The 15,281-nt window shown below is 60.1% G+C and carries 13 protein-coding genes and 5 tRNA genes; 12 read left to right on the top strand and 6 right to left on the bottom strand.

The annotated features are described in order from the left end of the window. The first annotated feature begins 67 nt into the window (after window positions 1–67). The 8 genes from ltaE to DGA31_RS05735 all read left to right on the top strand — a co-directional run bounded on the left by ltaE (window position 68) and on the right by DGA31_RS05735 (window position 6,335). Window positions 68–1,072, top strand: a complete 1,005-nt coding sequence (ltaE, locus tag DGA31_RS05770; RefSeq protein WP_056838542.1) for a low-specificity L-threonine aldolase — start codon at window positions 68–70, stop codon at window positions 1,070–1,072. Window positions 1,073–1,270: 198 nt separating this feature from the next. Beyond that, window positions 1,271–3,895: an alanine--tRNA ligase gene (gene alaS, locus DGA31_RS05765; protein ID WP_109511893.1), complete on the top strand. Its 2,625-nt coding sequence runs from the start codon at window positions 1,271–1,273 to the stop codon at window positions 3,893–3,895. A 90-nt stretch (window positions 3,896–3,985) separates the two neighbouring features. Further along, a complete protein-coding gene (locus DGA31_RS05760; protein ID WP_056838545.1) occupies window positions 3,986–5,218 on the top strand; it encodes an aspartate kinase in 1,233 nt (410 codons plus the stop codon). 181 nt (window positions 5,219–5,399) lie between these two features. Further along, the gene (gene csrA / locus DGA31_RS05755) at window positions 5,400–5,588 is read left to right on the top strand and encodes a carbon storage regulator CsrA (RefSeq protein WP_020290522.1); all 189 of its coding nucleotides are present in this window, start codon (window positions 5,400–5,402) and stop codon (window positions 5,586–5,588) included. Window positions 5,589–5,649: 61 nt separating this feature from the next. Then, a tRNA-Ser gene (locus tag DGA31_RS05750) sits at window positions 5,650–5,740 on the top strand. 111 nt (window positions 5,741–5,851) lie between these two features. After that, window positions 5,852–5,928 (top strand) — tRNA-Arg (locus tag DGA31_RS05745). Between the two features lie 93 nt (window positions 5,929–6,021). Next, window positions 6,022–6,098 (top strand) — tRNA-Arg (locus DGA31_RS05740). 160 nt (window positions 6,099–6,258) lie between these two features. Beyond that, window positions 6,259–6,335 (top strand) — tRNA-Arg (locus DGA31_RS05735). A gap of 44 nt (window positions 6,336–6,379) precedes the next feature. Here DGA31_RS05735 and DGA31_RS05730 read toward each other — a convergent pair. Beyond that, a complete protein-coding gene (locus DGA31_RS05730; protein ID WP_109511892.1) occupies window positions 6,380–6,868 on the bottom strand; it encodes a DUF4124 domain-containing protein in 489 nt (162 codons plus the stop codon). A gap of 322 nt (window positions 6,869–7,190) precedes the next feature. Here DGA31_RS05730 and mgtE point away from each other — a divergent pair, with 322 nt between their 5' ends. Continuing rightward, complete coding sequence (gene mgtE / locus DGA31_RS05725; RefSeq protein ID WP_056838549.1) at window positions 7,191–8,633, top strand: magnesium transporter; 1,443 nt, start codon at window positions 7,191–7,193, stop codon at window positions 8,631–8,633. 137 nt (window positions 8,634–8,770) lie between these two features. Here the strand turns inward: mgtE and DGA31_RS05720 are convergent, their stop codons facing one another. From DGA31_RS05720 to DGA31_RS05710, 3 genes are all read right to left on the bottom strand, one after another. Next, window positions 8,771–9,097, bottom strand: a complete 327-nt coding sequence (locus DGA31_RS05720) for an Arc family DNA-binding protein (protein ID WP_109511891.1) — start codon at window positions 9,095–9,097, stop codon at window positions 8,771–8,773. A gap of 518 nt (window positions 9,098–9,615) precedes the next feature. Beyond that, on the bottom strand, window positions 9,616–9,801 hold the full coding sequence (locus tag DGA31_RS05715) for a PA3371 family protein (protein WP_109511890.1): 186 nt from the start codon (window positions 9,799–9,801) through the stop codon (window positions 9,616–9,618). Window positions 9,802–9,841: 40 nt separating this feature from the next. Beyond that, window positions 9,842–10,084: a hypothetical protein gene (locus DGA31_RS05710; RefSeq protein WP_056838554.1), complete on the bottom strand. Its 243-nt coding sequence runs from the start codon at window positions 10,082–10,084 to the stop codon at window positions 9,842–9,844. Window positions 10,085–10,457: 373 nt separating this feature from the next. Between DGA31_RS05710 and DGA31_RS05705 the strand changes: the two genes are divergently transcribed. Continuing rightward, window positions 10,458–10,529, top strand: a tRNA-Arg gene (locus tag DGA31_RS05705). 220 nt (window positions 10,530–10,749) lie between these two features. After that, window positions 10,750–11,328, top strand: a complete 579-nt coding sequence (locus DGA31_RS05700) for a YciE/YciF ferroxidase family protein (protein ID WP_082481548.1) — start codon at window positions 10,750–10,752, stop codon at window positions 11,326–11,328. On the opposite strand, the gene DGA31_RS05695 is transcribed toward DGA31_RS05700, so the two are convergent. Then, window positions 11,309–12,685 (bottom strand): L-serine ammonia-lyase, encoded by a 1,377-nt coding sequence (locus tag DGA31_RS05695; RefSeq protein WP_056838556.1) that lies wholly within the window; start codon window positions 12,683–12,685, stop codon window positions 11,309–11,311. The genes DGA31_RS05700 and DGA31_RS05695 overlap by 20 nt on opposite strands. Window positions 12,686–12,810: 125 nt before the next feature. Between DGA31_RS05695 and DGA31_RS05690 the strand changes: the two genes are divergently transcribed. Next, the gene (locus tag DGA31_RS05690; protein ID WP_109511889.1) at window positions 12,811–13,752 is read left to right on the top strand and encodes a LysR substrate-binding domain-containing protein; all 942 of its coding nucleotides are present in this window, start codon (window positions 12,811–12,813) and stop codon (window positions 13,750–13,752) included. Window positions 13,753–13,854: 102 nt separating this feature from the next. Here the strand turns inward: DGA31_RS05690 and hglS are convergent, their stop codons facing one another. Next, window positions 13,855–15,255, bottom strand: coding sequence for a 2-oxoadipate dioxygenase/decarboxylase HglS (gene hglS / locus DGA31_RS05685; protein ID WP_109511888.1), 1,401 nt, complete (start codon window positions 15,253–15,255; stop codon window positions 13,855–13,857). Window positions 15,256–15,281 lie beyond the last annotated feature (26 nt).

Here is a 15,281-nt window from a genome sequence, read left to right as displayed (position 1 = left end):
TTCATGCATTTTGCTTATAACGGCGGCGCTCTGCCACGATGTCCGCGTTTTGCCCAGGGAGTTTTTCATGATCACGATCGATCTGCGCAGCGACACGGTTACCCAGCCCTCTGTCGGTATGCGAAAGGCCATGGCCGAGGCACCGCTGGGCGATGATGTGTACGGTGAAGACCCCACCGTCAATCGCCTGCAAGCGGTGCTGGCCGAACGCCTGGGTTTCGAGGCGGCGTTGTTCGTGCCCAGCGGCACCATGAGCAACCTGCTGGGCCTGATGGCCCATTGCGAGCGAGGCGATGAATACATCGTCGGCCAGCAGGCACACACCTACAAATACGAAGGCGGCGGCGCGGCGGTGCTGGGTTCCATCCAGCCACAGCCGCTGGAAGTGCAGGCCGATGGCTCTCTGGATCTGCAGCAGGTGCTGGCTGCGATCAAGCCGGACGATTTCCACTTTGCCCGCACCCGCTTGCTGGCCCTGGAAAACACCATGCAGGGCAAGGTGCTGCCGCTCGATTACCTGGCCGCCGCCCGCCAGTTGACCCACGCGCACGGCCTGGCCCTGCACCTGGACGGCGCCCGGTTGTACAACGCCGCGGTGCGACTGGGTGTCGATGCCCGGGAAATCACCCGGTATTTCGACTCGGTTTCGATATGCCTGTCCAAGGGCCTGGGCGCGCCGGTAGGGTCGGTGCTGTGCGGCTCGCAGGCGCTGATCGGCAAGGCGGCGCGGTTGCGCAAGATGGTCGGCGGCGGCATGCGCCAGGCCGGCCTGCTGGCGGCCGCAGGGCTCTATGCCCTGGATCACCAGGTGCAGCGTCTGGCGGACGACCACGCCCATGCTGCCCGTCTGGGCGAGGGACTGAGCGCGCTGGGCCTGGAAGTCGAGCCGGTGCAGACCAATATGGTCTACGTGCACATGGGCGAGCGTGCCGCCGCACTCAAGGCGTATTGCGCTGCGCACGGCGTGATCGTGAGTGCCGCGCCGCGCTTGCGCCTGGTGACGCACCTGGATGTCTCGGCGGCGCAGATCGAGCAGGTGCTGGAAGTATTTGCAGGCTTTGTCCGCGCCTGAAGCCCCCAAGGCACCTTTGAAAGCGCCGGCGATGACAACGCCTGTAGTTTCTGAGGTGCCCGATAGTCCAATTGAACGTCCCTATCACACAAACACACTGTACCGAGGCGGTAACGCCTATATAATGCGGCCCTTTGCCGTCGTTACGTCGCGTGACGTTGTGTACGGGCCTGGCTGCAGTTTCCGTGGAAGAACCTAATGAAAAGCGCAGAAATCCGTGAAGCCTTCCTGAGCTTCTTCGAAGAGCAAGGCCACACCCGTGTTGCCTCCAGCTCCCTGATCCCGGGCAACGACCCGACCCTGCTGTTCACCAACGCCGGCATGAACCAGTTCAAGGACTGCTTCCTGGGCCAGGAAAAGCGGGCCTACACCCGTGCCGTGACCAGCCAGAAGTGCGTGCGTGCCGGTGGCAAGCACAACGACCTGGAAAACGTCGGCTACACCGCCCGTCACCACACATTCTTCGAAATGCTGGGCAACTTCAGTTTCGGTGACTATTTCAAGCGTGATGCCATCACCTTCGCCTGGACGTTCCTGACCTCCGACAAGTGGCTGAACCTGCCCAAGGAAAAGCTGTGGGTCACCGTCTACGCCACCGACGACGAAGCCTACGACATCTGGACCAGGGAAGTCGGCGTACCGGCCGAGCGCATGGTGCGCATCGGCGACAACAAGGGCGCGCCTTACGCTTCGGATAACTTCTGGACCATGGGCGACACCGGTCCCTGCGGCCCGTGCACCGAGATCTTCTTTGACCATGGCGCCGACATCTGGGGCGGTCCGCCCGGTTCGCCCGAAGAAGACGGAGACCGCTACATCGAGATCTGGAACAACGTCTTCATGCAGTTCAATCGCACTGCCGATGGCGTGCTGCATCCATTGCCAGCGCCGTCGGTCGATACCGGCATGGGCCTGGAGCGGGTCAGTGCGGTCATGCAGCATGTGCATTCGAACTACGAGATCGACCTGTTCCAGAACCTGCTGGCCGGCTCGGCCCAGGCCATCGGTTGCAGCAACGATGCCCAGGCATCGCTCAAGGTCGTGGCCGACCACATTCGCTCGTGCGGCTTCCTGATCGCCGACGGCGTGCTGCCGTCCAATGAAGGTCGCGGCTACGTGCTGCGTCGCATCATTCGTCGTGCCTGCCGTCACGGCAACAAACTGGGCGCCAAGGGCAGCTTTTTCCACAAGATCGTCGCCGCGCTGGTGGCCGAGATGGGCCACGCCTATCCGGAGCTGGTGCAGCAGCAGGCGCACATCGAGCGCGTGTTGCAGGCCGAGGAAGAACAGTTCGCCAAGACCCTGGAGCAGGGCCTGAAAATCCTCGAGCAGGACCTGGCCGAGCTCAAGGGCACCGTGGTGCCGGGTGAAGTGGTGTTCAAGCTCTACGACACCTACGGTTTCCCGATGGACCTGACCGGCGACATCGCCCGCGAGCGCGAGCTGACCCTGGATGAGGCCGGCTTCGAGCGCGAGATGGAAGCCCAGCGTGTGCGTGCGCGTTCGGCCAGCTCGTTCGGCATGGACTACAACAGCCTGGTCAAGGTCGATGTGCCGACCGTGTTCACCGGCTATGCAGCCACCTGCGGCGATGCCGCTGTGGTGGCGCTCTACAAGGATGGCCAGGCAGTCACGCAGCTCGGTGAAGGCGAGGAGGGCGTAGTCATCCTCGACACCACGCCGTTCTACGCCGAGTCCGGCGGCCAGATCGGCGACAGTGGCTACCTGCAGGCGGGCGATGTGCGCTTTGACGTGCGTGACACCACCAAGACCGGCGGTGCGTTCCTGCACCATGGCGTCGTGGCCTCTGGCAGCCTGAAAGTAGGCGACCGGCTGCAGACTCAGGTGACTGCCGAGGTGCGTCAGGCCACGTCCCTGAACCACTCGGCCACCCACCTGTTGCACGAGGCCCTGCGCCGCGTGCTCGGTGAGCATGTGCAGCAAAAAGGCTCTCTGGTCGACAGCCAGCGCCTGCGTTTCGACTTCAGCCACTTCGAGGCCATCAAGCCCGAGCAGTTGCGCCAGCTCGAAGACATCGTCAACGCCGAGGTGCGCAAGAACACTGAAGTGCTGACCGAAGAAACCGATATCGAAACCGCCAAGGCCAAGGGCGCCATGGCGCTGTTCGGCGAGAAGTATGGCGACACCGTGCGCGTACTGAGCATGGGCGGGGATTTCTCCGTCGAGCTGTGCGGCGGTATCCATGCCAATCGCACCGGCGATATCGCGCTGTTCAAGATTGTCAGTGAAAGCGGCGTGGCCGCCGGCGTGCGTCGTATCGAAGCGATCACCGGTGCAGCGGCACTGGCCTGGCTGAACTCGGCCGAGGAACAACTCAAGGAAGCGGCGACCCTGGTCAAGGGTAATCGCGACAACCTGCTCGACAAGCTCTCGGCGGTGCTGGAGCGCAATCGTCAGCTGGAAAAACAACTGGAACAACTGCAGGCCAAGGCGGCCAGCGCAGCCGGCGACGATTTGTCGTCGACCGCAGTGGACGTCAAGGGTGTCAAGGTCCTGACTGCCCGCCTGGATGGTCAGGATGGCAAGGCGCTGCTGGCGCTGGTCGATCAGTTGAAGAACAAGCTCGGTCGCGCAGTGATCCTGCTCGGCGGGGTGCAGGATGGCAAGGTCGTACTGGTTGCAGGCGTGACCAAGGACCTGACCGGCCAACTCAAGGCCGGTGATCTGATGAAGCAGGCGGCCGCGGCGGTCGGTGGCAAGGGCGGCGGTCGTCCTGACATGGCCCAGGGCGGTGGCGTCGATGCGACGGCGCTGGATGCGGCGCTGGCATTGACCGTGCCTTTCGTGGAACAGGGTATCTGACCCGGCGTGCCGGCCTGTCGGACAACCGGCAGGCCGGGCCTGGATTGAATGTTAACGGGTGCCTTTTAAAGGCTCTGAGGCGGCATTGAGATGGCTTTGATCGTACAGAAATTTGGCGGCACCTCCGTCGGCACTGTCGAGCGGATCGAACAGGTGGCCGAGAAAATCAAGAAGTTCCGCGAGGCCGGTGACGACCTGGTGGTCGTGCTGTCGGCCATGAGCGGCGAAACCAACCGGCTGATCGACCTGGCCCGGCAGATCACCGATCAGCCGGTCCCGCGCGAGCTGGACGTGATCGTGTCCACCGGCGAACAGGTGACCATTGGTCTGCTGGCCATGGCCCTGATCAAGCGTGGCGTGCCGGCGGTGTCCTACACCGGCAACCAGGTGCGGATCCTGACCGACAGTGCGCACACCAAGGCGCGTATCCTGGACATCGATGACCAGAAGATTCGCGCCGACCTCAAGGCCGGTCGCGTGGTGGTGGTCGCAGGGTTCCAGGGGGTCGACGAGAGCGGCAACATCACGACTCTCGGTCGTGGCGGTTCGGACACCACGGGCGTGGCCCTGGCGGCAGCCCTGAAGGCCAGTGAGTGCCAGATCTACACCGACGTCGACGGCGTCTACACCACCGACCCTCGGGTCGTGGCACAGGCGCGGCGGCTGGAGAAGATCACCTTCGAAGAGATGCTGGAAATGGCCAGCCTCGGGTCCAAGGTGTTGCAGATCCGTTCCGTCGAGTTCGCCGGCAAATACAATGTCCCGCTGCGCGTTCTGCACAGCTTCAAGGAGGGTCCGGGCACCCTCATTACCATTGACGAAGAGGAATCCATGGAACAGCCGATCATTTCCGGCATCGCTTTCAACCGCGATGAAGCCAAGCTGACGATCCGTGGCGTGCCAGACACCCCGGGCGTGGCCTTCAAGATCCTGGGCCCTGTCAGTGCCGCAAATGTCGAAGTCGACATGATCGTGCAAAATGTTTCGCACGATAACACCACCGACTTCACCTTTACCGTGCACCGCAACGATTACCAGGCGGCCTTGCAGATCCTGGAGAACACTGCGCGCGAAATCAGCGCCCGTGAAGTCTCCGGCGATACCAAGATCGCCAAGGTGTCGATCGTCGGTGTCGGCATGCGCTCGCACGCCGGTGTCGCCAGCCGCATGTTCGAAGCCCTGGCCAAGGAGAGCATCAATATCCAGATGATCTCCACGTCCGAGATCAAGGTGTCGGTCGTCATCGAGGAGAAGTACCTCGAGCTGGCCGTACGCGCGCTGCACACGGCCTTCGAGCTGGATGCCCCTCGTCAGGGCGAGTGAGCTGCAACTGACACAAGGCGCGGCATGACCGCGCCTTGTGCTTTTTGAATGGCGCACACAGCCTGTTCTTTTCGGTGGGTTGGTCAATACTCAGGCTTGGCTCGTGGCTTTCTTGTCGCCAGCTGTTGCCGGGTGGTGGTGCAGACTGTTGTTCCTGAATGTATTGCGTGAGGAGAAAAGTATGCTGATTCTGACTCGTCGGTGCGCAGAAAGCCTGATCATTGGTGATGGTGAGATCACCGTGACTGTGCTCGGCGTCAAGGGTAATCAGGTGCGTATTGGTGTGAATGCGCCCAAGGAAGTCGCGGTTCACCGTGAGGAAATCTACCTGCGGATCAAGAAAGAGAAGGACCAGGAACCAAGCCATTAATTTATTTGAATTTTTTGTTTGCAAAGCGGGATAAGCGTGGTTATTATACGCCCCGTGTTGCGGAGAGCTGGCCGAGTGGCCGAAGGCGCTCCCCTGCTAAGGGAGTACACCTCAAAAGGGTGTCGGGGGTTCGAATCCCCCGTTCTCCGCCATTATTTGTGTAGTGCGTCGAGTCCGGCTTTACCTGAAACCTTCTACTCGGGGTGATGGAAAAAGCGCTTTACAAAACGATTCGACGACCTAAAATGCGCAACACTGAATATGCACTCGTAGCTCAGCTGGATAGAGTACTCGGCTACGAACCGAGCGGTCACAGGTTCGAATCCTGTCGAGTGCACCATTTAAAGGTTGTTTGCAAGAACCGGGCTTGGTCGCTCAAGTTCTGGCAAGTAACCTGTTTCAACCAGAGATGGTCTGGTCTAAAAACATACCTGCACTCGTAGCTCAGCTGGATAGAGTACTCGGCTACGAACCGAGCGGTCACAGGTTCGAATCCTGTCGAGTGCACCATACACCAGAAAGCCCATATCGAAAGGTATGGGCTTTCTGCTTTTCCGGCTGCTGTATTTCAACAAAGCCCGGTTATTTTCTGTTGTCGTAAGTCGTTGAATTTATTTTAAAAAATCGCTTTACAGAATAATTTCCTGGCCTATAATGCGCACCAACAAATGCACTCGTAGCTCAGCTGGATAGAGTACTCGGCTACGAACCGAGCGGTCACAGGTTCGAATCCTGTCGAGTGCACCAAACATCAGAAAGCCCGTATCGAAAGATACGGGCTTTTTGTTTGGTCAGCGTTTTCCTTTTACGCAGCCGTCTTCGTCGAATGTTACCTGGTGGCTGCGTCCACCTTTCTGTGCGTAGTGATAGCGCATCTCGCCGTTGCGTTGGGAGACCTTGTCGGGACGACCCAGCAGGCTTTCGACGTCGCGCCGGGTCATGCCGGCCGGGGTGCGCTGGTTGATGATCGCGCTGCGCCGTTGTTCCGCGCTCAGGCGGTTGCCGCAACCGTCATCGTGCTGGCCGACCACCACAAGCTCTCTGGGCGCTGTGCGTGCCGCTCTGTCGGCTCTGCCCGAAGGCAGCAGGTGCTGCAGGCTGCCAGGTGGTGCGTTGTAGGCATTGACCTGCTGACTGTGCTGCTCGGCCTGGCAGCCCAGCGAAGTGTAGGTGATGGCGCCGCTGGCGTCCTCGCAGCGCTGGACAGTGCTGGTGGCCTGGCTTGCAAGCGGCAGGCAGAGCAGGGCACCTATCAGGGTGCGGGCGGTCTGAATAGGCATCGTCGAGTCCTCCATGACTGATCCGCCACAGCCTAGTGCGACTTGATTGCAGCGGCGAGCGTGTTTTCTTCGCAGGATGTGACGTCGTAGTAATACTGACTCGCACGATTGTTAGGTTTGTGCTGCAAGCATCTGTTCTTGCCCGAATTTTCTCACATGCTATCCGGCCAAAGCGGTGTATCATTGCGCCCGTCAGCCCCGCCGGGGCTTATGGAATACCTCCATGGACTTACCCAGTAGTTACTTGACATCACATTTCACCAATCAAGTCTCACCTGATTGATCCCCTGGCGTGCTCCGCTGCTGGGGGTGGAGTTCGCCTATGACCGAAAGAGAAGTAAAAAAAACGCAGGCAAGCCTGCAGGATCGTCTGGCGCAAGTCATCGACCTGCTGCACCGCCAGCGTCTTGTCGAAGACCTGACCCATCGTCAGGAAAGCCAGCACCAGGACCGCGTGGAAAACCTGGTACACCGGCAGAACCTGGTCGAGCTGCAGCGCAAGCTCGACGACCTGCACTCCGCCGACGTCGCCTATATCCTTGAAGCCTTGCCGCTGGAAGACCGCCTGACGGTCTGGCAGCTGGTCAAGGCCGAGCGCGACGGCGACATCCTGCTTGAAGTCTCGGACGCGGTACGCGAAACCCTGATCGCCGACATGGACGATCATGAGTTGCTGGCCGCTGCCCGCGACATGGACGCCGATGAACTGGCGGACCTGGCGGCCGAGCTGCCGCGCGATGTGGTCCATGAATTGATGGAAACGCTGGATGCCCAGCAACGCGAGCGTGTGCGTTCGGCGCTGTCCTACGATGAGGAGCAGGTCGGTGCGCTGATGGACTTCCAGATGGTGACCATCCGCGAGGATGTCAGCCTGGAAGTGGTGTTGCGCTACCTGCGCCGGCTCAAGGAGCTGCCCAGCCACACCGACAAGCTGTTTGTCGTCGACAGCGATGGCGTACTCAAGGGCGTGCTGCCGATCAAGCGCCTGCTGGTCAACGACCCGGAGCGGCAGGTCGCCGATGTCATGGCCAACGACCCGGTCAGCTTCCACCCTGAAGGTGACGCCTACGAGGCCGCGCAGGCATTCGAGCGTTATGACCTGATTTCCTCGCCGGTGGTGGACAAGAACGGCAAGCTGATCGGCCGTCTGACCATCGATGAAATGGTCGACCTGATCCGTGAAGAAAGCGAAAGCGAAGTGCGCAGCATGGCCGGTCTGCGTGAGGATGAAGACATCTTCGCTTCGGTCTGGCGTTCATTGCGCAACCGCTGGGCGTGGCTGGCCGTCAACCTGATCACCGCCTTCCTGGCGTCGCGGGTCATCGGCCTGTTCGAGGGTTCCATCGAGAAGCTGGTGGCGCTGGCAGCGCTGATGCCGATCGTCGCCGGTATCGGGGGCAACTCCGGTAACCAGACCATTACCATGATCGTACGCGCCATGGCGCTCGATCAGGTCAGTACCGGCAATACCGCGCGCCTGTTGCGCAAAGAGCTGGCGGTCGGGCTGGTCAATGGCCTGGTGTGGGGTGGTGTGATCGGGGTCGTGGCTTTCCTGCTCTATGACAGCTGGTCGCTGGGTGTGGTGATGACCGCTGCGATGACCCTCAACCTGCTGCTGGCAGCCTTCATGGGCGTGACCATTCCGATGACCCTGGTGCGTTTCGGGCGTGACCCGGCAATGGGGGCCAGCGTGATGATCACGGCCATGACCGACAGTGGAGGGTTCTTTATCTTCCTGGGGCTGGCAACGGTCTTTCTGCTTTAGTTGGTTAAATGGCACGCACAAAAAAACCGCTTTAAAGCGGTTTTTTTGTGGCCTGAAGAAACGTCCTACAACTAACGGGGCGTTTTATAACCTTAAAACAGCCAGCAGTGAGCTGGCTTTAACAGCGTGCACATCGCTTACGACTCTTCGTTCGCAAGTTCGGTATCGTGTGCAATCAGCGATACCAGTGCAGTCTGTTGCCGGTGTGAAAGTTGACGGAAACGCTGAAGCAGTTCGCGTTCGTTCAGGGTCAGCTCAGGGCTATCAAGGCGCACGCTTGGCTCGTCGCCAAAGGCACCTTCCTGGATCAGACTCTGCTCGAGGCGAGCAATGATTTCCGAGTTCATGCTGCGGTGATGATTCTTGGCCACCTCTTGCACACGATTACGCATGCCATCGGGTAGACGGACGACGAACTTGTCAGCCGTACGGCTGGAATAAGTAGCCTGTTTCATAGGGCTCATATATTTAACCGGTTAGTTCAGGGGAAGCGGTTCTAGCAAATGGCCGCAAGCTTGTCCACGTATGACAATCCATTTGGCCAAATGTTCAACCGCGCTATCGGGGGGTCAGCATCATGCCCCATTACGACGATTACTTGGCGTCAAATCTGTGACAAATATTGACTCAGATAAAGGCGTTTGGCCAGCACCGATTATCAGAATTGCGAATTACTTTGCATAGCGGGGAAGCTGTCGCTTTGCTGTCGGTGTGGTGAACGTCTGACTGCTTTTTGCCATCATGGCTACCTGTATTCAGAGCGTAGATGGTTATGGAAACGAATACGAATCCGGTCCGACAAACGCGCTGTGAAGGGCGAGCGTCATGACTGGGAGCAGGAGAGGGTGAAGCAGAGAGAGGGCTGGATCATGTCGCCGATGCCTGGCCATGACGTCAGACCAGTACGACCATCAGCGTGAAAGGTTGATTGAACTCTGGGTGGGGCAGGAGGTTCTGAAGGTGCGATGCGACAGATTCAGCCTCAGCGCAATACCGGATCGAACTTGAAGCGACGGCCGATGATGAGGGCGCCGAAGAACAGGCTGCCAGATACCCCGGCGATAGCCTTGGCTGCAGTACTGAAGGCGGGGGCCTGGTCGAGTAACAGCAGGTCAGTGGCAATGGCCATCAGGGTCAGGATCAGAAATGACAGTGCGGATTTCGACATGGCGGCTCTCTCATGTGGGGATGATGCTGCTAGAGACGGTTCAGAAGACCCAGCGCTGTGCCGCACTGCTTGTTGCCTGGGGCATCTGTTGCGCGTCATTGGTCAGCATAGCCGGGTTGGCGCCTTTGTCAGCCATGATTGCCAGTTGAGGCGTCTGGCGCAGGGTGTGCTGGATCTGTGCATGATTGTTCAGCTGGGTCTCCTGGCTGGCAGTGCCTTGAAAATGAAAAGTCACCAGGGCCACCAGGGCTGTTGCGTTCAACGCGGTGAGGATCATGTTCATTTTGAGTACCTGCGCCGGAGGGTAGAAAAAAGTCTGCTCGCTTGAAAGAGATAATGCAGCGTGCATGCCAGTTTCTTTACTTAAAAAAAATCATATAAATCAATGGTTTACTCTTGCATTCAAAGCTCTTGGCCTTGCGTTTTGCAATGCTGGCCATTTGGGAGATTGCAAATTGCACGACAAGGGCACGGAACCGTATCCTCAGGATTGTGTCGGCAATGGCTGACAAGACAGAGGGATGGCTATTCATGCAGGATACCGTTCAGCGTCTCGGGTCCACAGCGAGGGCACGAAGTTTTTGCTAAATCCTTGTTTTTGCGTAAAATGCCCAGCACCTGATGGCAAGTCTTCAGGTCATTTCAGTTGATGTTGAGTCCTCTTAGTTCAACGGATAGAACGAGCCCCTCCTAAGGGCTAGATGCAGGTTCGATTCCTGCAGGGGACACATTCCAGCATCTGGGTCAGCCTCCGCCTGACCATCGATTCATGACACCTTGTCTGCATCCCGCCTCGTCCCCACTCCCAAAATACATGTCCGTCCCATGACTGTTCGTCGGCTGTGCTGAACAGGGTGGCTGCGCGCCCGGTCGACTTCACGAGGGAAGCGTACTGTGCCTCCCGTGCCGTCAATCTCACGCCGTCAATCTGAAGGGATGAAACCCGCGATGAGCAGAACAGCAAGCAGAAAGACGCTGGACGACCTGTTTATCCACGAACTGTCCGACGTCTACAGTGCCGAAAAACAACTCACCAAGGCCCTGCCGAAACTGGCTCGTGCCGCCACCAATGAAGCATTGCAGGAGGCTTTCAAGTCTCATCTGGAAGAAACCCAAGGCCAGATCGAGCGCATCGACCAGTTGGTCGAGGCTTCGAATTTCAGACTCAAGCGCGTCAAGTGCCTGGCCATGGAAGGCCTGATCGAGGAGGGCAAGGAGTTGATCGAGGAGGTCGAGCGTGGTCATGTGCTCGATGCCGGCCTGATCGCGGCCTGCCAGAAGGTGGAACACTATGAAATCGCCAGTTATGGCACCTTGATCGCCATGGCCAATCAGCTCGGCATCAAGGACGCCGCCAAGCTATTGCGCAAGACGCTGGACGAAGAGAAGTCTGCCGATCAGAAGCTGACCATGATTGCCGAACAGAGCGCCGGGCAGGCGACCGAAGAAGACGATCAGGCACGTGCCCGGCAAAGACCTGCCGGGCGCGACGCTGACAAGCAGTCGCTCAACACTCCACGAGGCTGACCGCCAGGCCGCCGCGTGAGGTCTCCTTGTACTTGTCGTGCATGTCGGCACCGGTATCACGCATTGTGCGGATTGCCTGGTCAAGGGAGATGAAGTGTTCGCCATCGCCGCGCAGCGCCATCTGCGCGGCGTTGATGGCCTTGACGGCGGCGATGGCATTGCGCTCGATGCAGGGCACCTGGACCAGGCCGCCCACCGGGTCGCAGGTCAGGCCGAGGTTGTGCTCCAGGCCGATTTCGGCAGCGTTCTCTACTTGCGAGGGCGTGGCACCGAGAATTTCGGCGATACCGGCGGCAGCCATGGCGCAGGCCGAGCCCACCTCGCCCTGGCAGCCGACTTCAGCACCAGAGATGGACGCATTCTTCTTGCACAGGATGCCGACGGCCGAAGCGCTGAGGAAAAACCGCACTACGTCGTCTTCGTTGGCGGCCGGATTGAATTTCATGAAGTAGTGCAGCACGGCTGGCACGATGCCGGCCGCGCCATTGGTGGGCGCCGTCACCATGCGCCCGCCGGCGGCGTTCTCTTCATTGACTGCCAGGGCGAACAGGTTGACCCACTCCATCGCGCTCATGGTCGAACCGATGACATTGGGGTTGTCCAGATTCAACAGGTTCTGGTGCAGGCGATAGGCACGGCGGCGTACATTCAGCCCGCCGGGCAAAATGCCCTGTTCCTTCAGGCCCTTGTTGACGCAGGCCTGCATCGCCTCCCAGATGCCCATGAGTTTTTCACGGATCTCGGCTTCGCTGCGCCAGACCTTTTCGTTCTCCATCATCAGCGTCGAGATGCTCATGTTATGGGTCTTGCACAGCGCCAGCAGTTCCTTACCGCTGGAAAAGTCATAAGGCAGCACGGTGCTGTCGCCATCCAGTGTGCCGCTGGCCGCTTGCCGGGCGTCGATGACAAAGCCGCCCCCGATCGAATAGTAGGTCTGCTCGTACAGCTCGCCGCTCTTGCCATAGGCGCACAGGGTCATGCCATTGGGATGGAAGTCCAGGCTTTCGTCGAGCAGGCGCATATCGCGTTGCCAGACGAATTCAATTTCCCGTTCGCCGCCCAGCAGCAACTGGTGGGTGTGAAGCAGGGCTTCGATCCGCTCATTGACTGCGCTGGGATCAACCTGGTCGGGCCATTCGCCCATCAGGCCCATGACGGTCGCGCGATCAGTAGCATGGCCGATGCCAGTGGCCGACAGAGAGCCGTACAATCGCACCTCCATCCGCTCTACGCTGTCGAGCAGGTTTTGCTCGCGCAGGTCGGTGACGAACAATGCTCCGGCACGCATCGGCCCTACCGTGTGCGAGCTGGAAGGCCCGATGCCGATTTTGAACATGTCGAAGACGCTGATAGCCATCTGGTGCACCCTTGGGATAAGTAGCCTGAGGCGCAATGACCTCATCTGTAATGGGGCTATCTTTGGCTGGGCACCGTGAAACGACAAACGATTGTTCCTATGCAACGTATTAGCAGAACTCCTCAATGAGCCGAATCTTCAATGCCCAGATGCACGCGTGGCTGCAGGTCTTTGCCTGTGCGGCGCGGCACCTGTCGTTTACCCGCTGCGCCGATGAGCTGCACGTCACCCCGGGAGCCATCAGCCAGCAGATGCGCCAGCTCGAAGAGCGCCTGGGCTTTGCCCTGTTTCACCGGGTTGGGCGCGGGCTGGAATTGACCGCTGAAGGCCAGCGCCTGGCGCTGGTGGCCAACGAGGTGCAAAGCCGCATCAGCGATGAATTGCGGCTGTTGTATTCGGGGCGTATCGGCGGCGTGTTCAAGCTGCGCTCGATTCCCTCGTTCCTGCATAAATGGCTGATGCCGCGCCTGCCGGGCTTGCAGCAAGCCTTTCCCGATATCCAGCTGCGCATCATTGCCGAAGACAGCAGTGGCTCGTTGCGCGACGACGATTTCGACCTGGCCATCGATCTTAATGACGGCAGCTATCCGGGGCTTCTGACCACGCCGCTGCTGGAGGAGGAACTGTTTCCGGTCTGCTCGCCGGCCTTGCTCGAAGGCCGCCCGCCGCTGGACGGCCCCGGGCAACTGGTGCATTACCCGTTGCTGCACGACATCACTGCCTGGCGGGGCAGTTATGAATATGCCGAGTGGGAGTTCTACCTGGCCGCCATCGGGGCCGCCGGCGTGGATGTGCGGCGCGGGCATACCTTCAACCGCAACCACCTGACCATCGAGGCGGCGCGTATGGGCATGGGCGTGGCGATTGCGCGCAAGACCCTGATCACCGACGAGTTGGTGCAAGGCTCGCTGATCGTGCCGTTCGGCCAGCCGATCAAGGCACGCAAGAAGTACGTGCTGGTCTACCGCGAAGGCGCCCTGAACACCCCGGCCCGCCGTGCAGTGCACGACTGGCTGGTGAATGAAGCCGGTGCAGGATCGGTGCTGGCCGGGAACGGCGCAACCTGATGTAGACGCCATTCCTGCAGGACCGGCCGGGGGCGAACCGCTTCAGCCGGGAAAGCGGGAACGGCGCAGCAGGGTGTTTTAGCCAGTCGTGGCTGAAGCGGTTTATACCAGCGGCGGCACCCGCAGTTGTGTCGAGCATTCCAGCAGTGAACGACGCTGGGTGTCGGCGTACAGCTTCAACTCATTGATGGTCTCGCGTCCCAGGTCGAGCTGGAACTGCTGCTGGTTGGAGCTGGCCGAGTAGTGCGCCTGCGAGTCGTCGCCCAGGTTGGACTGGAAAATACCCGCCGCGCTGACGGGTAGAAAGTCCTCGTACACCAGTGGCGCAAAATCGATATGGCCGGCCTCGATCAAGGCTTCCAGATCCTTGAGCGGCAGCTCGCTGCTGCGCGCGTCCAGGCCTTTATCGGTCGCGAAGAAGCGGAAGTAGGCCAGGCCCTGCGTGCGCATGGCGTGCAGGTCATCGGGGAAATCCTTGAAGGCCTTCTCCAGCAACTGCGCGTAACGCACGGCATTGGCTTCGTTGGGGAATTCACCCAGTTCATCACGCGCCGCATTGAGCAACTGGTCGTACAGCGCACGGCCCTTGGGTGTCAGCGCGGCCCCGCGTTGTTCGATCTCGCCGAAGCGTGCCGAATGGCTGCCTGACTCGTTGACGCCCTGGCCGACAAAGGTGATCGGCTCTTCCAGCGCCTTGAAGCTGGTCTGGCGCAACAGGATCGGGTGCTGGCGGCGCGGTGGACCTTCGACCACCGCCTTGGGTGTGATGCCCTTGAGTGGCATGCCGCTCTGCACGGTGTCGATGTCCAGGGTGCGTGGGGTCAGGTGATTGATGTGCGGACCACGAAAGGCCACCACGTCGGCGATCAGCCGGTGCTGGGCCAGCAGTTGCTGGTATTCGCCCAGCGACACGGTCGAGGTGTTGTGCCAGCGAAAGGTTTCCAGCGCTTGTTCGACGAACTCGGCCGCCTCGGATTCGCTCAGGCCGCCATCGCGCTCATCCTGGGCGATCAGTTCCAGCGCACGCGGGGTAAAGATCGAACGCTTGGCCAGAACTTGAGATGCGAAAGCGCGCAGCTCGGCGTTATCGATCAGTTCCAGGCGCAGCAGCGAGGTGAACACCCGGAACGGGCTGACCTGCAGGGCGTCTTCATGCACGGCACGAAAAGCGGTGGAGTGCACCGGCACGCCGGCCGGGGTCAGGTCGTAATAGCCCACCGGCTGCATGCCCATGACCGCAAACAGGCGCGCCAGAGTCGCCAGTTCCTGCGGGGTGCCGACACGAATGGCGCCGTGACGCTCCATGTCCAGGCGCTCGATTTCGCCGGTTTTCTTCAGGCTGTCCAGGAGCTGGGGCTGGTGTTTGAATACGTCAGCGTTGGTCTCGGCCACCAGTTCCATCAAGGTGCCGTACAGTGGCACCTCCTGTTGGTACATGTGCGACATGGCGCGGGAAAAGCTGGCGCGAATCAGGTCGCGGTCAGCGAAATTTGCAGTGCTCATCAAGGATGTTTCTCCGCACAAAATCC

The organism is Pseudomonas ovata, from assembly GCF_003131185.1.
Taxonomy (GTDB): Bacteria; Pseudomonadota; Gammaproteobacteria; order Pseudomonadales; family Pseudomonadaceae; genus Aquipseudomonas; species Aquipseudomonas ovata.
Note: the sequence above shows the minus strand (reverse complement) of the source record. Positions and strands in the feature narration are given on the sequence as shown.